At 66.0% G+C, this 21,724-nt stretch carries 15 protein-coding genes; 11 read left to right on the top strand and 4 right to left on the bottom strand.

Annotated elements, in window-relative coordinates; translation table 11 throughout:
- Positions 1 to 61: 61 nt before the first annotated feature.
- Positions 62 to 1,282, bottom strand: a complete 1,221-nt coding sequence (gene dapC, locus BC1002_RS08845) for a succinyldiaminopimelate transaminase (RefSeq protein WP_013089713.1) — start codon at positions 1,280 to 1,282, stop codon at positions 62 to 64.
- Between the two features lie 373 nt (positions 1,283 to 1,655).
- On the opposite strand from dapC, the gene BC1002_RS08840 reads away from it, so the two are divergent.
- The 5 genes from BC1002_RS08840 (at position 1,656) to def (ending at position 10,597) form a co-directional block, all read left to right on the top strand.
- The gene (locus BC1002_RS08840; RefSeq protein WP_013089712.1) at positions 1,656 to 2,705 is read left to right on the top strand and encodes a DMT family transporter; all 1,050 of its coding nucleotides are present in this window, start codon (positions 1,656 to 1,658) and stop codon (positions 2,703 to 2,705) included.
- 180 nt (positions 2,706 to 2,885) lie between these two features.
- Complete coding sequence (gene smc / locus BC1002_RS08835; protein ID WP_013089711.1) at positions 2,886 to 6,404, top strand: chromosome segregation protein SMC; 3,519 nt, start codon at positions 2,886 to 2,888, stop codon at positions 6,402 to 6,404.
- Positions 6,405 to 6,517: 113 nt separating this feature from the next.
- Positions 6,518 to 7,834, top strand: a complete 1,317-nt coding sequence (locus tag BC1002_RS08830) for a cell division protein ZipA C-terminal FtsZ-binding domain-containing protein (protein ID WP_013089710.1) — start codon at positions 6,518 to 6,520, stop codon at positions 7,832 to 7,834.
- A 166-nt stretch (positions 7,835 to 8,000) separates the two neighbouring features.
- On the top strand, positions 8,001 to 10,064 hold the full coding sequence (gene ligA, locus BC1002_RS08825; protein WP_013089709.1) for an NAD-dependent DNA ligase LigA: 2,064 nt from the start codon (positions 8,001 to 8,003) through the stop codon (positions 10,062 to 10,064).
- Positions 10,064 to 10,597: a peptide deformylase gene (def, locus tag BC1002_RS08820; RefSeq protein WP_013089708.1), complete on the top strand. Its 534-nt coding sequence runs from the start codon at positions 10,064 to 10,066 to the stop codon at positions 10,595 to 10,597. The genes ligA and def overlap by 1 nt, the downstream gene beginning before the upstream one ends.
- A 96-nt stretch (positions 10,598 to 10,693) precedes the next feature.
- Here def and BC1002_RS39725 read toward each other — a convergent pair whose 3' ends face one another.
- The 3 genes from BC1002_RS39725 to map form a co-directional block, all read right to left on the bottom strand.
- Positions 10,694 to 12,259, bottom strand: coding sequence for a pseudouridine synthase (locus BC1002_RS39725; protein WP_420798751.1), 1,566 nt, complete (start codon positions 12,257 to 12,259; stop codon positions 10,694 to 10,696).
- 380 nt (positions 12,260 to 12,639) lie between these two features.
- Complete coding sequence (locus tag BC1002_RS08805; protein WP_013089707.1) at positions 12,640 to 15,219, bottom strand: [protein-PII] uridylyltransferase; 2,580 nt, start codon at positions 15,217 to 15,219, stop codon at positions 12,640 to 12,642.
- A gap of 29 nt (positions 15,220 to 15,248) precedes the next feature.
- Entirely contained in the window at positions 15,249 to 16,190 is a 942-nt protein-coding gene (gene map, locus BC1002_RS08800; RefSeq protein ID WP_274380037.1) for a type I methionyl aminopeptidase, read from the bottom strand.
- A gap of 429 nt (positions 16,191 to 16,619) precedes the next feature.
- On the opposite strand from map, the gene rpsB reads away from it, so the two are divergent.
- The 6 genes from rpsB to BC1002_RS08770 all read left to right on the top strand — a co-directional run bounded on the left by rpsB (position 16,620) and on the right by BC1002_RS08770 (position 21,724).
- Complete coding sequence (gene rpsB, locus BC1002_RS08795; RefSeq protein ID WP_013089705.1) at positions 16,620 to 17,372, top strand: 30S ribosomal protein S2; 753 nt, start codon at positions 16,620 to 16,622, stop codon at positions 17,370 to 17,372.
- A gap of 217 nt (positions 17,373 to 17,589) precedes the next feature.
- The gene (gene tsf, locus BC1002_RS08790; protein ID WP_013089704.1) at positions 17,590 to 18,471 is read left to right on the top strand and encodes a translation elongation factor Ts; all 882 of its coding nucleotides are present in this window, start codon (positions 17,590 to 17,592) and stop codon (positions 18,469 to 18,471) included.
- A gap of 222 nt (positions 18,472 to 18,693) precedes the next feature.
- On the top strand, positions 18,694 to 19,407 hold the full coding sequence (pyrH, locus tag BC1002_RS08785; protein WP_013089703.1) for a UMP kinase: 714 nt from the start codon (positions 18,694 to 18,696) through the stop codon (positions 19,405 to 19,407).
- 97 nt (positions 19,408 to 19,504) lie between these two features.
- On the top strand, positions 19,505 to 20,065 hold the full coding sequence (frr, locus tag BC1002_RS08780) for a ribosome recycling factor (protein WP_013089702.1): 561 nt from the start codon (positions 19,505 to 19,507) through the stop codon (positions 20,063 to 20,065).
- A gap of 61 nt (positions 20,066 to 20,126) precedes the next feature.
- Complete coding sequence (gene uppS, locus BC1002_RS08775) at positions 20,127 to 20,909, top strand: polyprenyl diphosphate synthase (RefSeq protein WP_013089701.1); 783 nt, start codon at positions 20,127 to 20,129, stop codon at positions 20,907 to 20,909.
- The gene (locus tag BC1002_RS08770; protein WP_013089700.1) at positions 20,903 to 21,724 is read left to right on the top strand and encodes a phosphatidate cytidylyltransferase; all 822 of its coding nucleotides are present in this window, start codon (positions 20,903 to 20,905) and stop codon (positions 21,722 to 21,724) included. The genes uppS and BC1002_RS08770 overlap by 7 nt, the downstream gene beginning before the upstream one ends.

The raw sequence follows: 21,724 nt of genomic DNA, 5'->3' as shown, positions 1-21,724 counted from the left end.
TGCGTGATTTTCTGAAGGGTTGAAGTCTGGAGATGGGGATGCGGTGCGGCTCGGGTGCGGCTCAAGCCGCAGCGAGAGATCGGCAGAATTCGACGATCCGCTGCGCGCCCGCCGTGCATTCGTCGACATCGGCGACGAGCGCGAGGCGCACGAAATTGCGGCCGGGGTTCACGCCGTGCGCGGTGCGCGCGAGGAACGAGCCCGGCAGAACCGTCACATTATAGTCGGCGTAGAGGCGCTGGGCGAACTCGGTGTCCGTGAGGCCGGTGCGCTCGACGTTGGCCCACAGGTAGAACGCGGCGTCGGGCAGGCGCACGTCGAGCACGTCGGCGAGCATCGGCGTGACGGTCGTGAACTTCTGCAGGTACTTCGCGCGGTTCTCGCGCACGTGCGCCTCGTCGCCCCACGCGACCACGCTCGCGCTCTGGTAAACGGTGGAGAGCGCCGCGCCGTGGTACGTGCGGTACAGCAGGAAGGACTTCAGAATCGACGCGTCGCCGGCGACGAAGCCCGAGCGCATGCCCGGCACGTTCGAGCGCTTCGACAGGCTCGACAGCATCACGAGGCGCTCGTAGCCGCGGCCGAGCTGGTGGGCTGCTTCGAGACCACCGAGCGGCGGCTTCGACTCATCGAAATAGATTTCCGAGTAGCACTCGTCCGACGCGATCACGAAGCCGTAGCGGTCCGATAGCGCGAACAGTTCGCGCCAGTCATCGAGCGTGAGCACGGCACCGGTCGGGTTGCCCGGCGAGCAGACGTACAGCAGTTGCGTGCGGGCCCAGACGTCGGCGGGCACCGCCGAGTAGTCGCACGCGAAGTTGCGCGCCGGGTCGCTGTTGACGAAGTACGGCTGGGCGCCGCCGAGCAGAGCCGCGCCTTCGTAGATTTGGTAGAACGGGTTCGGACAGAGTACGATCGCAGGCTCTCCGTCGGCATCGCGGCGCGGGTTCAGCACCGTCTGCGCGAGCGCGAACAGCGCCTCGCGCGAACCGGACACCGGCAGCACCTCGGTCAGCGGATCGAGCGGCGGCAGGTTGTAGCGTTGCGTGACCCACTTCGCGATCGACTCGCGCAGCGGCGCCGAGCCGAGTGTGGCCGGATAGGCAGCGAGGCCGCCGAGCGAAGCGATGACGGCGTCGCGGATCAGTGGCGGAGTCGGATGTTTCGGCTCGCCGATGCCGAAGCTGATATGCGCGAGGCCGGCCGGCGGCGTGACGTCCTTGAAAAGCAGGCGCAGCTTTTCGAACGGATAGGGCTGAAGGGAGTCGAGTAGCGGATTCACGGACGAGTTGGCCTGATCGGAATGGACGCGGATGAAAGTCGGGACAACCGGGCACGCGCGCCGGCGGGCATCGGCGCATCAAACATGAATCGGCATCCCTGCGCGCGATGGACTGACCAGCGACGAGCCGGCCACCAGCGGCGGCGAACGGACGATTATAGCGTGGCGCCCCCGCCGGCCAAGCGGGAGCTTGCCGCGCGGCGCGGCAGCAATCCGCGAGGCGGCGCACCGGCGCGCCGCGGCGGGAACGGCGCGAATCCGCCACGGTTCGCGCAAAAGAATACGCAGGAGCAGCAATGTACGCAGCAGATCAGCAGACGGCCGGCTGGACCTTCATCCGACCCGCCCACGACGTCCGTCGGAGTCCGGCCCCATGACTAACTGGCTTCGCAACGGCTGGCCGACGTTCGCGATCATGCTGGGCGCGTCGGTCTGGGGGATGGTCTGGTATCCGCTGCGCATGCTCGCCGCGCTAGGCGTAACCGGCACGGCAGCGAGCGCGCTGACGAGCGGCACGGGCTGCCTGTTCGTGCTGCTCGTGCGTCATCGCGCACTGAAGACCGTGCGGTGGCACTGGCTGCTGCCGGCGCTCGCGCTCGCCGCGGGCGTCACGAATCTCGGCTTCGTGTGGGGCGCGATCCACGGTCAGGTGATGCGGGTGCTGCTGCTGTTTTATCTGACGCCCGCGTGGACCGCGCTGTTCGCGCATTTCATCCTGCACGAGCGGCTCACCTGGTCGGGCGCGGCGCTGGCCGCGCTGTCGCTCGCGGGCGCGATGACGATGCTGTGGTCGCCGCGTCTCGGCATCCCGGTGCCCGGCAATCCCGCCGAATGGGCCGGTCTCGCCGGCGGCATGGGCTTTGCGATGAGCAATGTGCTGATCCTGAAGACGAGTCGCGTGCTGCCGGACATGAAGCCCGAAATGCGCACCGCGGTGATCTTCGGCGGCGCGGCGTTGTTCGGCGCGCTCGCGTCGCTAATCGAGCCGATGCCCGCGCCGCCCACCGGCGCGCACCTCGGTACCGCGGCGCTGCTGGTGCTCGGTCTCGGTCTGCTGCTCGCGTCGAACAATATGCTGGTGCAATACGGGCTTTCGCGCGTGCCGGCCAATCGCGCTTCGATCATCATGCTGTTCGAGCTCGTCGTGACGGCGCTGTCGGCGTGGCTGTTCGCCGGCGAAGTACCGGGGCCGCGCGAATGGGCCGGCGGCGCGTGCATCGTGCTCGCATCGGCATTGTCGAGCTGGGTGCATCGGACCAGGACGGCGCCGCCCGATCCGGCCATCGGCGACATGGACGGGCCGGGCGACGACGATGGGCGCGACGGCCCGTGCAGTGACCAGCGCGGTGACGCACACGGCCGTGACGGCGACAGCGACGACCACCGAAAGGGCGGCAAGAATCGTCCACGCGCGATGGTATGATTGCCCCTCATTAGCCGGCGCATGCGCACCTGTGCCTTTGATGTGCATGAGCGCATGGAGCCGGCAACCAAAATGCGAAGGCTCGCGAGGTTGCGTGGGGCCGTCCCGCCGCGGCGGTGAACGACTGGCGCAACCTCGCGAGCCACCTATCACACACTCTTTTCAAACAGCGAAATCGCCGTGCGGCTCACCTCGATCAAACTCGCTGGCTTCAAATCCTTCGTCGATCCCACGCATTTTCAGGTCCCAGGCCAACTGGTTGGCGTGGTCGGTCCGAACGGGTGCGGCAAATCCAACATCATCGACGCCGTGCGCTGGGTGCTCGGCGAATCGCGCGCCTCTGAATTGCGCGGCGAGTCGATGCAGGACGTGATCTTCAACGGCTCGACCGCCCGCAAGCCCGGCAGCCGCGCGAGCGTCGAACTCGTGTTCGACAACGCGGACGGCCGCGCCGCCGGCCAGTGGGGCCAGTATGCGGAGATCGCCGTGAAGCGCGTGCTGACGCGCGACGGCACCTCGAGCTACTACATCAACAATCTGCCGGCGCGACGCCGCGACATCCAGGACATCTTCCTCGGCACCGGCCTCGGGCCGCGCGCGTACGCGATCATCGGGCAGGGCATGATCGCGCGGCTGATCGAGGCGAAGCCCGAAGAGCTGCGCGTGTTCCTCGAAGAAGCCGCCGGTGTGTCGAAGTACAAGGAGCGCCGTCGCGAGACCGAGAACCGTCTGCACGACACGCGCGAGAACCTGACGCGCGTCGAGGACATCATCCGCGAGCTCGGCGCGAATCTCGAGAAGCTGGAGGGGCAGGCGGTCATCGCGACGCGTTATCGCGAGCTGCAGAGCGACGGCGAGGAAAAGCAGCGTCTGTTGTGGCTGCTGCGCAAGAACGAGGCGGCTGGCGAGCAGCAGCGGCAGCAACGCGCGATCGAACAGGCGCAGATCGACCTCGAGGCGCAAACCGCGAAGCTGCGCGAAGTCGAGGCGGAACTCGAAACGCTGCGCGTCGCGCACTATTCGGCGAGCGACGCGATGCAGGGCGCGCAAGGCGCGCTGTACGAGGCGAACGCGGAAGTGAGCCGGCTGGAAGCCGAGATCCGCTTCATCGTCGAATCGCGCAATCGCGTGCAGGCGCAGATCGCCGCGTTGACCGCGCAGCGCGAGCAGTGGCAATCGCAGGCCGACAAGGCGCAGGACGATATCGCCGACGCCGAAGAGCAACTGGCGGTCGCCGAAGAAAAAGCCGTAATCGCTGAAGCGGACGCCGCCGCTAAGCACGACGCGCTGCCCGCGCTCGAAGCGCGCTGGCGTGACGCCCAGACGGAGCTGAACACCGAGCGCGCCGGCATCGCGCAGACCGAGCAGGCGCTGAAGCTCGAAGCCGCGCATCAGCGCAATGCCGACCAGCAGTTGCAGCAACTGCAGCAGCGCCAGGAGCGGCTGAAATCGGAAGAAGGCGGGCTCGATGCGCCCGACGAAGCGCAGCTCGAAGAGTTGCGCATGCAGCTCGCCGAGCACGAGGAAATCCTCCGCGACGCGCAGGGACGCCTCGCCGACGCGCAGGAAACACTGCCGCGGCTCGACGGCGAACGGCGCGCTGCGCAGGAGCGCGTGCAGGCCGAAAGCGCGCAGATTCATCAGCTCGATGCGCGCCTCGCCGCGCTGAAGCAGCTGCAGGAAAACGTGCAGACCGAAGGCAAGATCCAGCCGTGGCTCGACAAGCACGAATTGGGCAGCCTGCCTCGTCTGTGGAAGAAGCTGCATGTCGAGGCCGGTTGGGAAACCGCGCTCGAAGCAGTGCTGCGCGAGCGTCTCGCCGCGCTCGAAGTGTCGAATCTCGACTGGGTGAAGGCGTTTGCAACCGACGCCCCCCCCGCCAAGCTCGCGTTCTACGCACCGCCCGCGTCCGGTCAGCCGGCCCCGGCGGCGGGCGCGCTGCGCTCGCTGCTGTCGCTCGTGCGCATCGAGGACGCGGGAATCCGCGCGGTGCTGACCGACTGGCTGGGCCTCGCCTACGTCGCCGACGATCTGCAGCAGGCGCTTTCGATGCGCGCGCAGCTGCCCGAGGGCGGTGCGTTCGTCGTGAAGGCGGGGCACGTGGTCACGCGCGTCGGCGTGCAGTTGTACGCGGCCGATTCCGAGCAAGCCGGCATGCTCGCGCGTCAGCAGGAAATCGAAAACCTCGGCCGCCAGGTGCGCGCGCAGGCCTTGCTCGCCGATGAGGCGAAGGCCGCCGCGATCCGCGCCGAAGCCGCGCACACGCAAGCCGCGCAGGCGCTCGCCGAAATGCGTCAGCAGGCCGAACGCGCGACGCAGCGTGTCCACGCGTTGCAGATGGACGTGCTGAAGCTCACCCAGGCCCACGAGCGCTACACGCAGCGCAGCACGCAGATTCGCGAGGAACTCGAAGAGATCGCCGCGCAGGTCGACGAGCAGCGAGCGCTGCGCGCCGAATCGGAAGCGAACTTCGAGCGTCACGATGGCGAACTCGCCGAACTGCAGGCGCGCTTCGAAGACCACCAGCTCGCCTTCGAAGCGCTCGACGAAGAACTGACGACCGCCCGTGGCGAAGCACGCGACCTCGATCGCGCCGCCACCGACGCGCGCTTCGCCGCGCGCAACATGGCGAACCGCATCGACGAATTGAAGCGCAGTATCCAGGTCGCGCACGAGCAGAGCGAGCGCGTCGCGGGCTCGCTCGAAGACGCGCGCGCCGAGCTCGAAACGATCAACGAGCAGACCGCGCACACCGGTCTGCAGGACGCGCTCGATATCCGCGCCGTCAAGGAAGAGGCGCTGCGCGCCGCGCGCGTCGAGCTCGACGACCTGACCGCGAAGCTGCGCGCGGCCGACGAAACGCGCCTGACCGCCGAGCGCGCGCTGCAGCCGCTGCGCGAGCGCATCAACGAATTGCAGCTGAAGGAGCAGGCCGCGCGCATCAACGGCGAGCAGTTCGTCGAGCAGTTGAGCGCGGCCGGGGTCGATGAAGCCGAGCTGCAAGCCAAGCTGACGCCGGACATGAAACCGTCGTACCTGCAGGGTGAAGTCACGCGCATCAACAACGCGATCATCGCGCTCGGGCCGGTCAACATGGCCGCGCTCGACGAGCTGAAGGCCGCGACCGAGCGCAAGAGCTTCCTCGATTCGCAGTCGGCCGACCTGACGAGCGCGATCGAAACGCTCGAAGACGCGATCCGCAAGATCGACGCCGAAACGCGCACGCTGCTGCAAAGCACGTTCGACGAAGTGAACCGTCATTTCGGCGAGCTGTTCCCGCGTCTCTTTGGCGGCGGCCAGGCGAAGCTGATCATGACCGGCGACGAAATCCTCGACGCCGGTGTGCAGGTAATGGCGCAGCCGCCGGGCAAGAAGAATTCGACGATTCACCTGTTGTCGGGCGGCGAGAAAGCGCTGACCGCGACCGCGCTCGTGTTCGCGATGTTCCAGCTGAATCCGGCGCCATTCTGTCTGCTCGACGAGGTGGACGCGCCGCTCGACGACGCCAACACCGAGCGCTTTGCGAACCTGGTACGGGCGATGTCGGACAAAACCCAGTTCCTGTTCATCTCGCACAACAAGATCGCGATGGAGATGGCGCAGCAGCTGATCGGCGTGACGATGCAGGAGCAGGGCGTCTCGCGGATCGTTGCGGTCGACATGGAAACGGCAGCGGGTTTCGCCCAGAATATCGTTTGAGTTAACGCCTGCGCGGGCATCCGCATCCAGCGCAGCGGCCTCGATGAGAGCCGCGCGGTACGTGGAGCGGACGACAGGCCCGCGTGGATAGAAGAATTGCTGATGGAGCATGCATGGACGAGTTGACACTCGGTTTGATCGGCGCGGGTGCCGTGGTGGTGGGGGGCGTGGTCGTGTACAACGCGTGGCAGGGCGCGAAGGTGCGTCGCAAGATGCCGCGGCCGATGCCGGTCGACACCGCCGAGAGCTTCGCGCGGGACGAGCATGAGGAGCAGAGCCCGTTCATCGAGCCGGCCCGGCCGACCACGCGGCGCGAGCCGAGCGTGAACGCCGAGGCGACCGGGCACCCGAGCGCCGCGCGCGTCGAGCCGACGTTCGGCGCGGGCGCGGCGCCGCTCGATACACCGGCCGATATCCAGGCTGAGATGACGTCGCCGAACGGTTATCCGTCGGCGGATTCTGATACCGCCGGCGAAGGCGAGCACGCGGCGGCGCAGGACGCGGACGTGGAGCGGCCCGCGGCCGAAGCGCCCGCGGCCCAGCCGGCGTCGACCGAGCACGAGCGCGTCGAACCGATCCTGCCGGCCGCCACGACGATCTCGTCGGCGCCGCCGGCCATCGTCGACCGGCGGATCGACTGTATCGTGCCGCTCCGGCTCAACGGCCCCGTGGCCGGCGACAAGGTGCTGCCGCTCGCGCAGCGGTTGCGTCGCGCGGGCAGCAAGCCGGTGCATATCGAAGGCAAGCCCGAAGGCGGCGGCGCGTGGGAGCTGCTGCAGAACGGCACGCGCTATGAAGAACTGCGCGCGGCCGCGCAGCTCGCGAACCGCAGCGGCGCGCTCAACGAGCTCGAATTTTCCGAGTTCGTGACCGGCGTGCAGCAGTTCGCCGACGCGCTCGACGCCGCGCCGGAATTTCCCGACATGCTCGAAACCGTCGCGATGGCGCGCGAGCTCGACGGCTTTGCCGCCCAGTGCGACGCGCAGCTGTCGATCAACGTGCTGTCGGACGGCGCACCGTGGTCGGCCAACTACGTGCAGGCGGTCGCGTCGCAGGACGGTCTGCTGCTGTCGCGTGACGGCACGCGCTTCGTCAAGCTCGACGCGCGGCAAAACCCTGTATTCATGCTGCAGTTCGGCGACACCAACTTCCTGCGCGACGACCTCACGTACAAAGGCGGCGAGATGATCACGCTGGTGCTCGACGTGCCGGTCGCAGATGAAGACATCCTGCCGTTCCGTCTGATGTGCGACTACGCGAAGTCGCTGGCCGAGCGCATCGGCGGACGCGTGGTCGACGACGGCCGCCGACCGCTGCCCGAAAGCGCGCTGCTCGCGATCGAAAAACAGTTGATGACGCTGTACGCGAAGCTCGAACAGGCGGGCATTCCGGCGGGTTCGCCGGCCACTCGGCGCCTGTTTAGCCAGTAAACCGGTTTCAGCGTTCCACGCGTTTTGACGACGGCCGCACGATGTGCGGCCGTCGTCGTTCCGGCTTGCGTTGCAGCATGACGCGCCCGGTATGCACCGATGTAAAGGGGCACGCTTCCTGCGATAATCCGATGTCCGACTTTCATCTCGAGAAGTTTCCGACAGCATGGCCCGATCCTCCGTCCCTTCTTTCGCAACCAGCGCTCCGGCCGAACGGGCCGCGTGGTTGCGCGCGGAACTCGAACACGCGAACTACGCGTACTACGTGCTCGACCAACCGGACCTACCGGATGCCGAGTACGACAAGCTGTTCAAGGAGTTGGAGCGCATCGAGGCCGAGCATCCGGATCTGATCGTGCCTGATTCGCCGACGCAGCGAGTCGGTGGCGAGGCCGCGAGCGGCTTCGAGCCGGTCGTCCACGATCAGCCGATGCTGTCGCTGAACAACGGTTTCGCTGACGAAGACATCGTCGCGTTCGACAAGCGCATCGGCGACGCGCTCGGCAACAACGCGAGCGAGCCGCCGGTGCCCGTCGACTACGCGGCCGAGCTGAAATTCGACGGTCTCGCTATCTCGCTGCGCTATGTCGACGGCGTGTTCGTGCAGGCGTCCACGCGCGGCGACGGCACGACCGGCGAGAACGTCACCGAAAACGTCCGCACGATCCGCTCGATTCCGCTGAAGCTGAAGGGCAAGCGCGTACCGCACGTGCTCGACGTGCGCGGCGAAGTGCTGATGTTCAAGCGCGATTTCGAGCGCCTGAACGAACGCCAGCGCGCCGCCGGGCAACGCGAATTCGCGAACCCGCGCAACGCGGCGGCCGGCAGCTTGCGCCAGCTCGATTCGAAGATCACCGCGCAGCGGCCGCTGTCGTTTTTCGCGTATGGGATCGGCGTGCTCGACGGCATCGAGATGCCGCCCACGCATAGCGAACTGCTCGACTGGTACAAGGAGATGGGCTTGCCGGTCAATGGCGAGCGCGCGGTCGTGCAGGGCGCCAAAGGCTTGCTCGGCTTCTTCCACGCGGTCGGCGAGAAGCGCGACAGGCTGCCGTATGACATCGACGGCGTGGTCTATAAGGTCAACCGGCGCGACGAGCAGGACAGGCTCGGCTTCGTATCGCGCGCGCCGCGCTTCGCGCTCGCGCACAAATTTCCCGCGCAGGAAGCGCTGACGAAGCTCGTCGCGATCGACGTGCAGGTCGGCCGCACCGGTGCGATCACGCCGGTCGCGCGGCTGGAGCCGGTGTTCGTCGGCGGCGCGACGGTCACGAACGCGACCTTGCACAACGAAGACGAAGTGCGCCGCAAGGATATTCGCATCGGCGATACGGTGATCGTGCGCCGCGCCGGCGACGTGATTCCGGAGGTGGTCAGCGCGCTGCTCGACCGGCGTCCGACCGACGCGCGCGAGTTCGTGATGCCGACGCAGTGTCCGGTGTGCGGCTCGGCGATCGAGCGGCTGCCCGACGAGGCGATTGCACGCTGCACGGGCGGACTCTTCTGTCCGGCGCAGCGCAAGCAGGCGCTGTGGCACTTCGCGCAGCGCCGCGCGCTCGATATCGACGGACTCGGCGAGAAGATCATCGATCAGCTGGTCGAGCAGAACCTGGTCCGCACGCCGGCCGATCTGTTCAATCTCGGCTTTGCGACGCTCGCGGAGCTCGACCGCTTCGCCGATAAATCGGCGCAGAACCTGCTCGACTCGCTCGAAAAGGCCAAGCACACGACGCTCGCGCGTTTTATCTACGCGCTGGGGATTCGCCATGTCGGCGAATCGACCGCGAAGGATCTGGCGAAGCACTTCGGCTCGCTCGATCCGATCATGGATGCGTCGCTCGAAGCGCTGCTCGAAGTCAACGACGTGGGGCCGGTCGTCGCCGAATCGATCCACCAGTTCTTCGCCGAGGACCACAACCGCACGGTAATCGAGCAACTGCGCGCGCCGGGCAGAGTCACGTGGCCCGAGGGGCCGCCCGCGCCGAAGGCGCCTCAGGGTGTGCTGGCCGGCCAGACGGTCGTGCTGACCGGCACGCTGCCGAACCTGTCGCGCGAGGACGCGAAGGAAATGCTCGAAGCGGCCGGCGCGAAGGTGGCGGGGTCGGTATCGAAGAAAACCAGTTACGTGGTGGCGGGCGCCGACGCGGGCAGCAAACTCGCGAAGGCCGAGGAACTCGGCATCCCCGTACTCGACGAAGATGGTATGCGCAAGCTCCTGGAGGGGCACTGATGATTCACGACATTCTGAAGATGGGCGATCCGCGCCTGCTGCGAATCGCCGAGCCGGTCGATCACTTCGACACGCCGGAGCTGCATCGGCTCGTCGAAGACATGTTCGAGACCATGCACGCGGCGAATGGCGCGGGTCTTGCAGCACCGCAGATCGGCGTCAATCTGCAGGTGGTGATCTTCGGCTTCGGTTCGAACGAGCGCTATCCGGACGCGCCGCCGGTGCCGGAGACGGTGCTGATCAATCCGACCATTACGCCGGTATCGCAGGACATGGAAGAGAGCTGGGAGGGCTGCCTGTCGGTGCCGGGGCTGCGCGGCGTGGTGAGCCGCTTTTCGATGATCCGGTATCACGGCTTCGATCAGTTCGGCAATCCAATCGATCGCGTCGCCGAGGGCTTTCATGCACGGGTCGTGCAGCACGAATGCGATCATCTGATCGGCAAGCTGTATCCGATGCGGATTACCGATTTCTCGAAGTTCGGCTTCACCGAGATCCTGTTCCCCGATCTCGATCCGAATAGCGACGACTGACGCGGCTGCCGTCAATAAAAAACCCACGCCTAAGTGCGTGGGTTTTTTGTTGTCCCGATGCGCCCGCTCTGAGCAAGGAGGCGCATTGGACGGGCCTCAGAACGACTCGTCTTCCGACAGATAGCGCCACTGTCCCGGCGGCAGCGCGCCGAGCATCACGTTGCCCATGCGCACGCGCTTCAGGCCCACCACTTCGAGACCGACCAGTTCGCACATGCGGCGAATCTGACGCTTCTTGCCTTCGCGCAGCACGAAACGCAGCTGCTCGCCGTTTTGCCAGCTGACTTGCGCGGGCTTCAGCGCGACGTCGTCGAGCGACAGGCCGTGGCGCAGCAGCGCGAGTTTTTCGGCCGGGAAGTGGCTTTCGACGTCGACCGTGTGATCGCCGTAGGCGACGCGCACCAGATACTCCTTGTCCACATCCGAGTGACCGCCGATCAGTTGCTTCGCGACGCGGCCGTCCTGCGTCAGCACCAGCAGGCCCGTCGAATCGATGTCGAGACGTCCGGCCGGCGCGAGCTGGCGCAGATGCGACACCGAGAAGCGGATGCCCGAATGGTCGCCTTCCCATCGATTTTCCGGCGTGACGAGCGTGATGGCCGGCTGGTAGCCGTCCTCCGCCTGTCCCGACACGAGGCCGACCGGCTTGTGCACGATCACCGTCACCTGGCTCGACTGAAAGGCTTCGGCGGCGGGGTCGATGTCGATGCGCTGATCCGGGAACACCTTCGTGCCGAGTGTATCGACGCGCTCGCCGTCGACCATGACCCAGCCTTTCTCGATCCATTCGTCGGCCTCGCGGCGCGAGCACAGCCCGAGCTTGGACATCAGCTTCGACAGACGCAGCATGCCCGGCGCGTCTTCGCGATCGCGGCGGGGCGGGTGCGGGGTGTCGACGGGTTGGGCTGCTGCCGATTCCGCGGCTCGGGGCTTGGCGGCGCGGGCTGGCCGGTCGTCGCTGAAGCGGCGGTTCGCGGCGGGCAACGTGTCGTCGAAGTCGCGCGCAGGGCGCTCGCGACGCTCGGTGCGTTCACCGCCGCGTGCGGCGCGCTCGCCGGACTCGCGGCGCGAGGGCGCCCAGTCGCCGCGTGCACCGCGCTCGCCGCGGTCCTCATGCACGCCGCGCGCTGGACGCTCGGTGCGCTCGCCGTAGCCGCCTTTTACCGGCTTCGCGAAGCCGCGCTCGCCACGCTCGCCTTCGAAGCGGCGCGGGGCGCTGTCGCTGCGGGCGCCTCGATCGCCGCGACGCTGCTGCGGCTCGCCGCGATCGCTGCCGAAGCGCGGACGGTCGGCGGCATCGCGCTCCCGGCGCACCGGGCGGTCGCCACGCGCGCCGCCTTCCGACGGCCTGCCTGCGCCTGCGCGCGGACCGCTGAACGGACGGCGTTCGCCGTCGTCGCGGCGCGGTGCGCGTTCAGCGCGCTCGCCGAATTCGCGTCGAGGAGCACGTTCGCCACGCTCAGCACCGCCTTCGAAGCGACGCGGCGCGCGCTCGGCCCGCTCGCCGAATTCGCGCCGGGGAGCGCGTTCGCCACGCTCAGCGCTGCCTTCGAAACGACGCGGCGCGCGCTCGGCCCGTTCGCCGAATTCGCGCCGAGGAGCACGTTCGCCACGCTCAGCGCTGCCTTCGAAACGACGGCGCGCTCGGTCCGTTCGCCGAATTCGCGCCGAGGGGCACGTTCGCCACGCTCAGCGCTGCCTTCGAAACGACGCGGTGCGCGTTCTCCGCGTTCCCCACGCTCAGCCGCACTTTCGAAGCGGCGTGGTGCGCCGGCGGCAGCCGTGCCCCGTTCGCGCGCACCCGGCCCTTCGGCACGCGGCGCGCGTGCACCGGCGCCCGCCGGCTTTGCGCCGACCGGTCGCTTCGCACCGCCACCCGTCGATGCCGCGCCTTCGCGCTTCGCGCCGCCCTCGGCCTCCAAGGGCTTCGGCCGCTCTGGACGGGTCGGCTTACGCGCCGACGCGCTGCCGGGGCGGACAGGGGCGCGTTCGGACGACGCCGGCCGCGGATGCTTCGCTGTTAATTTGATTCGCATGAAATCTCACACTGCGATCGCGCGCAGTAGTTCGGTCTCGACCTGAATTTGCAGGCGGTTGTCCGACAGGCTGTGCCCTTCGAGCAGGAACACGTCTTCGACGCGTTCGCCGAGCGTATTGATCCGCGCCGAGGCGACGCCGACCCGGTGCTCGGCCAGAACGCGCGCGATCGAATAAAGAAGGCCCGGCCGGTCGTTCGCCGACACGGACAGGATGTAGTATTGGCCGCGCTCATCGGCCCGCAGGTCGACGCGCGGCGTAATGGGGAAGGTGCGCGACAGCCGCGACAGCCGGCCCTTCGACGGTCCCGGCAGCAAGGTACCGTGGCCCGCGAGGCGCGCGGTCAGCTCCTGCTCGACCAGATTGGCGATGTCGCGATAATGCACGTCCTCTTCGGTGTGCGTGACGAGGAAGTTGTCGAGCGCGTAACCGTGGCGCGTCGTACTGACGCGCGCATCGAGCACCGACAGCCCGTTGCGGTCGAAATACGCGCAGATGCCCGCGAACAGATCGGGCTGGTCCTTCACGTAGACGAGCACCTGCAGCGCGTCGCCGATCGGCGACGGCCGCGCGCGCACGAGCGGCGTCGGCGTTTCGACGTGGCGGTACAGCACGCGCGTTTGCCACGCGATGTCCGCCGCGTCGTGGCGCAGGAAGTAGCCGACGTCGAGTTTGTCCCACAGCGCCCGTTGCGCGCCTTCCGGCACGGTTTCGAGACGCAGCAGCGCGAGCGCTTCCTCCTTGCGCGACTTCAGCTCCGAATGCTCGTCCGGTTGAGCGCCGCCCAGCACGGCGAGCGTGGTGCGGTAGAGGTCTTCGAGCAGCTTGCCTTTCCACGTGTTCCAGACCTTCGGGCTGGTACCGCGGATGTCGGCGACGGTCAGCAGATAGAGCGCAGTTAGACGCCGCTCGGTGCCGACCAGCTCGGCGAAGCGCTTGATCACTTCGGGGTCGCTGGTGTCCTGCTTCTGCGCGACCTGGCTCATCGTCAGATGCTGCTGCACGAGCCACACGACCAGTTCGCCATCCTCGCCTTCGATGCCGTGCTGCCGGCAAAAGCGCCGCGCGTCGGCCATGCCGAGCGTGGAATGATCGCCGCCGCGCCCCTTCGCGATGTCATGAAACAGCGCGGCCACGTACAGCACCCACGGTCGGTCGAAGTTGGCGATCAATTGGCTGCAGAACGGGTATTCGTGCGCATGCTCGGCGATCGCGAAGCGGCGCAGATTGCGCAGCACCATCAGGATGTGCTGATCGACGGTGTACACGTGATACAGGTCGTGCTGCATCTGCCCGACGATGCGCCGGAAATTCAGCAGATAACGCCCGAGCACGCTGGTTTGGTTCATCAGCCGGAATGCATGCGTGATGCCGGCCGGCTGTTTCAGGATTTCCATGAACAGCCGGCGGTTTTCCGGGTCGCGCCGCCAATGCTGGTCCATCACGTCACGGGCGTTGTAGATGGCGCGCAGCGTGCGCGCCGACAGACCCTTCACGCCGGGCGTGCGCTCGTACAGCAGGAACGCTTCGAGGATCGCGTTCGGCTCGCGCTGGAACACGTCGTCGGACGTGATTTCGAGCATGCCCTGCTTTTCGACGAAGCGATCCGACAGCACGCGCGTGATGCCGCTCGTGCTGGGAAACAGCTGCGCCTCGATGTTCTGGATCAGGATCGTCGCGAGCTGTGTAACCGCTTTCGCGGCCCAGTAGTAGCGGCGCATCAGTTGCTCGCTCGCGCGCTTGGTCGCGGTCGGCTTGAATCCGAAGCTTTCGGCGACCGGCGTCTGCAGGTCGAACACCAGGATGTCCTGACGGCGCCCGGCGATCACATGCAGCCGTGCGCGCAGCGACTTCAGGAAGCCCTCGTTGAGGCGCAGCTCGCGCGCTTCACGCTCGGTGATGAGTCCGCGCGCTTCGAGCTCGCGCCAACTGCTGCCGAAGCCGGCCGCCTGCGTGATCCACAGGATCAGCTGCAGATCGCGCAGCCCGCCCGGGCTTTCCTTGATATTCGGCTCGAGCGCGTACGGCGTGTCCTGAAACTTCGCGTGACGCTGGCGCATTTCGAGCACCTTCGCCTGGAAGAACGCCTTCGGGTCGAGCGCGGCACGGTAGAGTTGGGCGAAATCGTCGAACAGCGCGGTGCTGCCGGTGATGCGGCGCGCTTCCAGCAGCGAGGTACGCACCGTGACGTCGTTGGCCGCTTCCTCGAGGCATTGCGACACGCTGCGCACGCTGCTGCCGAGTTCCAGCCCAAGATCCCACGCGAGGCTGATGAAGCGCTCGATGCGCGCCTCCAGATGCACGAGCCGCGTGTCTGGCAGCAGCACCAGGATGTCGATGTCGGAGTGCGGCGCGAGTTCGCCGCGCCCATAGCCGCCGACCGCGACGAGCGCGAGGTCGTCGGGCAGCTCGCACGTGTCCCAGGCGGCGCGCAGTGAATGGTCCGTGGCGCGCGCGAGGGCGGCCATCAACGCGTCGACGTTGGTGGCCGTTCGAAAGCGTTCCAGCAACTGGGCTTTGGCCACTTTGTAGTCCGCCTTGAGCGACGAGGCATGGGAGGAGGCGACGGCTGGAACGCTACTCATTGGCAGGCGGAAGGTGAGGTCGAAATCGGTCAGACGGTGGCCGCAACCATAGGCGGACGCGCGGGCGTACCGGCCGACACGGTCAGCACGTCGTAGCCGGTTTCTGTGACGAGCACCGTGTGCTCCCACTGCGCGGACAGGCTGCGGTCCTTGGTCTTGACGGTCCACTGGTCGGGCATCGTGCGGATGTCGCGGCGGCCGGCGTTAATCATCGGCTCGATCGTGAAGATCATGCCGGCCTGCAATTCGAGCCCGGTGCCGGGGCGGCCGTAGTGCAGGATTTGCGGGTCTTCGTGGAACACGGTGCCGATGCCGTGGCCGCAATATTCGCGCACCACGCTGTAGCCGAGGCCTTCGGCGTGCTTCTGGATCGCATAGCCGATGTCGCCGAGATGCGCGCCGGGGCGCACCTGGTCGATGCCGAGCCACATGCACTCGAAGGTGGCCTGCACGAGGCGCTTCGCCATGATCGACCCTTCGCCGACGATGAACATGCGGCTCGTGTCGCCGAAGTAGCCGTCCTTGATCACGGTGATGTCGATGTTCAGCGCGTCGCCGTTTTTCAGGGCCTTGTCGCCCGGAATGCCGTGGCAGATCACGTCGTTGACGGAAATGCAGGTGGCCTTCGGGTAGGGCGGGTAGCCGGGCGGTTGGTAATTCAGCGGCGCGGGGACCGTGCCCTGGTCCTTCAGCATGTATTCGTGGCACAGGCGGTCGAGCTCGCCAGTGGTGACGCCGGCCTTGACGAACGGCGTGATGTAGTCGAGCACTTCGCTCGCGAGCCGACAGGCGACGCGCATCTTCGCGATATCGTCTTCGTTTTTGATGGTGATAGCCATGGTTTCCTCGGAAGCCTTGCTGGATAAGGCTTGCTGGGTGTTGCGGTGGCCTGGCGGGGGGGGGGGCGTTTTCCTGACGCGGAATGCCGGTCGATCCTTGACGATCCCCCGCGCGTGGCGGAATCGAGCCATTTTACAGCAGTGGGCGCGGGGTCGTTGCGCTGGATCGGGCGGTAATGGGCTAAAAGCGATCAAAATCGGCCAATTGGTGGGCCAACGGGCGCCAAGCCGGGCTTCGGGCCCGGCTTGGCGCCCCCGTGCCCATGGCTACCGGCCGGCGGTTGGGTCGGTTGAGTCAGTTGATAGTCGCGTGCTATACTCTTTGGCTAAGTCGGTCCTGGTCTGCTTTTATTCGCGAGTACGCAAATTCGCGCATGGCAGCTGGGCGGAACCGGCTTCTCGCGGCACTGTGGTTCCTGGCGCCGTGAGTTAGAGAAAGCAGTGTCAGGCAACCAATTCGCAAGCCGGCGCACCCAGGGTGTCACCGCGTTCCAGCCAAAATACAGGCGGGCGCGGCCGATACGGCAGCCGGCTTAAGACCCAACCCTCGTGGAGAATTTCATGGCAGTTACGATGCGTCAAATGCTGGAAGCAGGTGTCCACTTCGGTCACCAGACCCGCTTCTGGAACCCGAAGATGGCTCCCTTCATTTTCGGTCATCGCAACAAGATTCACATCATCAACCTCGAAAAGACGCTGCCGATGTACAACGACGCGCTGAAGTACGCGCGTCAGCTGGCATCGAACCGCGGCACGATCCTGTTCGTCGGTACGAAGCGTCAATCGCGCGACACGATCGCCCAGGAAGCGCAACGCGCTGGTATGCCGTTCGTGAACGCACGCTGGCTCGGCGGCATGCTGACCAACTTCAAGACGCTGAAGGTATCGATCAAGCGCCTGAAGGACATGGAGGCGGCGCTGGAAGCCGGTGAAACCGAGCGCATGAGCAAGAAGGAAGCGCTGCTGTTCGAACGCGAAATGGCCAAGCTGCAGAAGTCGATCGGCGGCGTGAAGGACATGGGCGGCATTCCGGACGCGATCTTCGTGGTTGACGTCGGCTACCACAAGATTGCCGTGACCGAAGCGAACAAGCTCGGCATTCCGGTTATCGCTGTGGTCGATACGAACCACTCGCCGGAAGGTGTGGACTACGTGATCCCGGGTAACGACGACGCCAGCAAGGCCGTCGCTCTGTACGCGGCCGGTGTGGCAGATGCGATCCTCGAAGGCCGCGCCAATGCGGTCAACGAAGTGGTCCAGGCAGCACGTGGTGGCGACGGCGACGAGTTCGTCGAGGTCAACCCGGAAGCGTAAGGCTGCCCAGTGTCCGACATAAAAGGGGGCTTTCTACAGGCCCCCTTTTTTTAAGCCGCGACGCTTGTAACAGATGTTGTAACGGGCATCTGGCAGAGTGCTCGAGGTAGCGTGAGGCGCGTCGCTCGCAAAATTACGCGAAAACGCTGAAACGAATTCCTGCCGCCGGCATCGAAGTGCGGGCGGCGTGTGACAGACAGAACTCAAGGAGCAAATGATGGCGGCAATTACCGCAAGCATGGTTGCAGAACTGCGCGCGAAGACCGACGCGCCGATGATGGAATGCAAGAAGGCGCTGACGGAAGCCGACGGCGATCTGGCGCGCGCTGAAGAGCTGCTGCGTGTGAAGCTCGGCAACAAGGCGAGCAAGGCTGCATCGCGCGTGACGGCTGAAGGCGTCGTCGCATCGTTCATCAACGGCAACGCCGGTTCGCTCGTCGAGCTGAACTGCGAAACCGACTTCGTCTCGAAGAACGACGACTTCCTCGCGTTCTCGAAGAAGATCGCCGAACTCGTCGCGACGCAAAACCCGGCTGACGTCGCAGCGCTGTCGGCACTGCCGCTCGACGGCCAGACCGTCGACGCAGTGCGCCTCGCGTTGGTCGGCAAGATCGGTGAAAACCTGTCGATCCGCCGTTTCGTGCGCTTCGACACCGCCAACAAGCTGGCCGCGTACCTGCACGGCACGCGCATCGGCGTGCTGGTCGAGTACACCGGCGCGGACGAGCAGGTGGGCAAGGACGTGGCGATGCACATTGCCGCGATGAAGCCGGTTTCGCTGTCGTCGGACGACGTGCCGGCGGACCTGATCGCCAAGGAACGCAGCATCGCTGAACAGAAGGCGGCCGAATCGGGCAAGCCGGCTGAAATCGTCGCGAAGATGGTCGACGGCAGCGTGCAGAAGTACCTGAAGGAAGTGTCGCTGCTGAACCAGACGTTCGTTAAGAACGACAAGCAGACGATCGAGCAGATGCTGAAGGCGGCCAGCTCGAGCGTGCAGAAGTTCGCACTGTTCGTGGTCGGCGAAGGCATCGAGAAGAAGCAGGACGACTTTGCTGCGGAAGTGGCCGCTCAGGTCGCTGCTGCAAAGCAACAATAAGCGTTACCTAAGCTTTACCGCCGTACCGTTTGGACCCGCGGCGAGGCAAGACCTCGCCGCGGTCGGCAGCACCGCAAGGCCGCGCACGGGTTGACCCTCGCTGCGCGGCCGCCGCTGGCGAACCCTTGGGCTCGCCAATTTGGCGGTGCTTGCCCGAATCAGCATTTCATCCCTACATTAGTCCCTTGTTGTTGCCCTGTTCTGCGCGATCTGGATACCTCTATGCCCACTGCCTATAAACGCGTCCTGCTCAAACTCTCCGGTGAAGCTCTGATGGGCGACGATGCCTTCGGCATCAATCGCGCGACCATCGAACGAATGGTGGCGGACGTGGCCGAAGTGGTCCGTCTCGGAACGCAGCTGGCCGTGGTGATCGGCGGCGGCAATATTTTTCGCGGCGTCGCGGGCGGTGCGGCGGGTATGGACCGCGCGACGGCCGACTACATGGGTATGCTGGCAACGATGATGAACGCGCTGGCCCTGCAGGACGCGATGCGCCACGCTGGCATCGAGGCGCGCGTGCAATCGGCGCTGCGCATGGACCAGGTCGTCGAGCCGTACATCCGGCCTCGCGCGATCCGCCAGCTCGAGGAAGGCAAGGTCGTGATTTTCGCGGCCGGCACCGGCAACCCGTTCTTCACGACCGACACGGCCGCTGCATTGCGCGGCTCGGAAATCGGCGCGGAAGTGGTCCTGAAGGCAACCAAGGTGGACGGCGTCTATTCGGCCGACCCGAAGAAGGACTCGAGCGCGACCCGTTACACCACGATCAGCTTCGACGAGGCAATCGGCCGCAATCTGCAGGTAATGGACGCGACGGCTTTTGCGCTGTGCCGCGACCAGAAGCTGCCGATCCGCGTGTTTTCGATCGTCAAACCCGGTGCGCTCAAGCGCATCGTGCTAGGTGAGGACGAGGGCACCCTCGTCCACGTGTAAACTTCGTTTACATTACGTGGGCTTTGACGCGAGCCCGGGCCGCCGCATCGCGCGTGTCGGGCGGCTCGCACCGTTTTGAAGGTTCGGAGGTTTAAAAATGTCTGTGGCTGATATCAGGAAGGGCGCTGAACAGAAGATGCAGCGCTCCATCGACGCGTTCAAGAACGACCTGTCGAAGATCCGCACGGGCCGTGCGCACACGGGCCTGCTCGATCATATCCAGTGCGACTACTACGGCTCGCCGGTGCCGATTTCGCAGGTCGCGAACCTGACGCTGATCGACGCTCGCACGATCGGCGTGCAGCCGTGGGAAAAGAAGATGGTTCAGGTCGTCGAAAAGGCGATCCGCGAGTCGGACCTCGGTCTGAACCCGGCCACGCACGGCGACGTGATCCGCGTGCCGATGCCCGCGCTGACCGAAGAGCGCCGCCGCGAGCTGACCAAGGTCGTGCGCAGCGAAGCCGAAACGGCCAAGGTGGCCGTGCGCAATCTGCGTCGCGACGCCAACGAGCAACTGAAGAAGCTCGTCAAGGACAAGGAAATCTCGGAAGACGACGAGCGTCGTGCCGGCGACGACGTCCAGAAGCTGACGGACAAGTTCGTCGCTGAAATCGACAAGCTCGTCACGACGAAAGAAGCCGAAATCATGACGGTCTGACGCCGTTCGGCTCAGCCTTCCTGGTTTCCACTTCTTTACTGGCATTACTGTCCCGACGGCCATGACCTATACCAGCTCAACCGTGCGCGTGCCTGAAGTCGCCGCGGTGCCGCGACATATCGCGATCATCATGGATGGCAACGGCCGTTGGGCCACCCAGCGGCGTCTGCCGCGCGTGGCGGGCCATACGCGCGGCGTCGACGCGGTACGGGCGGCCGTCGAGGCGTGCGCGCGGCGGGGCGTCGAATATTTGACGCTGTTCGCGTTCAGCTCGGAAAACTGGCGCCGTCCGAACGAGGAGGTGTCGTTCCTGATGCGCCTGTTCGTCACCGCGCTCGAGCGCGAGATCGGCAAGCTGCACGCGAACGGCATCCGTTTGCGCGTGGTCGGCGATCTCGAACGTTTCGACGACAAGATCCGCGATCTGATCAAGCGCGCCGAAACCAAGACCGCGCGCAATACCCGTCTGACGCTGACCATCGCCGCGAACTACGGCGGCCGCTGGGACATCATGCAGGCCACCCGCAAGCTCGTCGCGCAAGCGGCAGCCGCGGGCCAACCGGTCGATGTCAGCGAAGACTCGTTTGCCGAGCATCTGTCGATGGCCTACGCGCCCGAGCCCGATCTGTTCATCCGCACCGGCGGCGAGCGCCGCGTCAGCAACTTCCTGCTTTGGCAGCTCGCCTACACCGAGTTCTATTTCACCGACACGTTCTGGCCGGATTTCGACGCCGACGCGCTCGGTCATGCCATCGCTTCGTACGCCGAGCGGGAACGCCGCTTCGGCCGCACCAGTGCTCAACTCGAGCCGCAATCGCAGAACGTCGATTCGCTTCCATGCTAAAAACCCGTGTCATCACGGCGGTCGTGCTGCTGGCAGTGTTCCTGCCTGTCACGTTGTTCGCGCCGGTCGGCGCGTTCGGCGCGCTGATCGCGTTCGTGGTCGTGTTCGCCGCGTGGGAGTGGGCGCGCCTGCTGAAGCTCGACGGCGCGGGTCCGGTGCTGTACGCGCTCGTCGCGGCACTCGGGCTCGTCACCAGCACGCGGCTCGGCATCGGCACCGAGCATGCGCGGCCGTTCTTCCAGGCTGCGGCGATTTTCTGGGTGATCGGCGGTCCATTCGTGCTTCTGCGCAAGCCCGTTCTCGCGCACGGCGCTTGGCGCGCCTTTCTGTTTCTTGCCGGCATCGTCGGTTTCATCGCGTGCTGGCATGCTCTCGTCGCCGCGCGCATGCTCGGTGTGCCGTTCGTGCTGTCGCTGCTGCTGTTGGTATGGCTCGCCGATATCGGCGCATACTTCTCGGGGAAGGCGTTTGGTAAGCACAAGCTGGCACCCACCATCAGTCCTGGTAAAACCTGGGAGGGCGCGATCGGAGGCTGGTTGCTGGTCATGATCGTCGCGGCGGCGGCGATCTTTTTGCACGCGTTCGAGCCGACCCTGTATTCTGCGCTGCTGGCGCAACTGGGCGCGCTACGCACGGTGCTCGCGCTGACCTTGCTGGTGGTTTTCAGCGTGGTCGGTGATCTGTTCGAATCGATGATGAAGCGCCAGGCCGGCGTCAAAGACTCGAGCGGCCTGTTGCCCGGGCACGGCGGCGTGCTCGATCGCATCGACGCGTTGTTGCCGGTGCTGCCGCTCGCGATGCTGCTGCTCGGCTAG

This window comes from Paraburkholderia atlantica, assembly GCF_000092885.1.
Classification (GTDB): domain Bacteria; phylum Pseudomonadota; class Gammaproteobacteria; order Burkholderiales; family Burkholderiaceae; genus Paraburkholderia; species Paraburkholderia atlantica.
Note: the sequence above shows the minus strand (reverse complement) of the source record. Positions and strands in the feature narration are given on the sequence as shown.

What these genes read in the sequence shown, in the direction of transcription:
- ligA (WP_013089709.1), top strand. Translation starts at nt 8,001, where the DNA reads ATGGCCCGATCCTCCGTCCCTTCTTTCGCAACCAGCGCTCCGGCCGAA.
- BC1002_RS08770 (WP_013089700.1), top strand. Translation starts at nt 20,903, where the DNA reads ATGCTAAAAACCCGTGTCATCACGGCGGTCGTGCTGCTGGCAGTGTTC.
- BC1002_RS08805 (WP_013089707.1), bottom strand. Translation starts at nt 15,219, where the DNA reads ATGAGTAGCGTTCCAGCCGTCGCCTCCTCCCATGCCTCGTCGCTCAAG.
- uppS (WP_013089701.1), top strand. Translation starts at nt 20,127, where the DNA reads ATGACCTATACCAGCTCAACCGTGCGCGTGCCTGAAGTCGCCGCGGTG.
- frr (WP_013089702.1), top strand. Translation starts at nt 19,505, where the DNA reads ATGTCTGTGGCTGATATCAGGAAGGGCGCTGAACAGAAGATGCAGCGC.
- BC1002_RS08840 (WP_013089712.1), top strand. Translation starts at nt 1,656, where the DNA reads ATGACTAACTGGCTTCGCAACGGCTGGCCGACGTTCGCGATCATGCTG.
- map (WP_274380037.1), bottom strand. Translation starts at nt 16,190, where the DNA reads ATGGCTCGATTCCGCCACGCGCGGGGGATCGTCAAGGATCGACCGGCA.
- rpsB (WP_013089705.1), top strand. Translation starts at nt 16,620, where the DNA reads ATGGCAGTTACGATGCGTCAAATGCTGGAAGCAGGTGTCCACTTCGGT.
- tsf (WP_013089704.1), top strand. Translation starts at nt 17,590, where the DNA reads ATGGCGGCAATTACCGCAAGCATGGTTGCAGAACTGCGCGCGAAGACC.
- pyrH (WP_013089703.1), top strand. Translation starts at nt 18,694, where the DNA reads ATGCCCACTGCCTATAAACGCGTCCTGCTCAAACTCTCCGGTGAAGCT.
- def (WP_013089708.1), top strand. Translation starts at nt 10,064, where the DNA reads ATGATTCACGACATTCTGAAGATGGGCGATCCGCGCCTGCTGCGAATC.
- BC1002_RS08830 (WP_013089710.1), top strand. Translation starts at nt 6,518, where the DNA reads ATGGACGAGTTGACACTCGGTTTGATCGGCGCGGGTGCCGTGGTGGTG.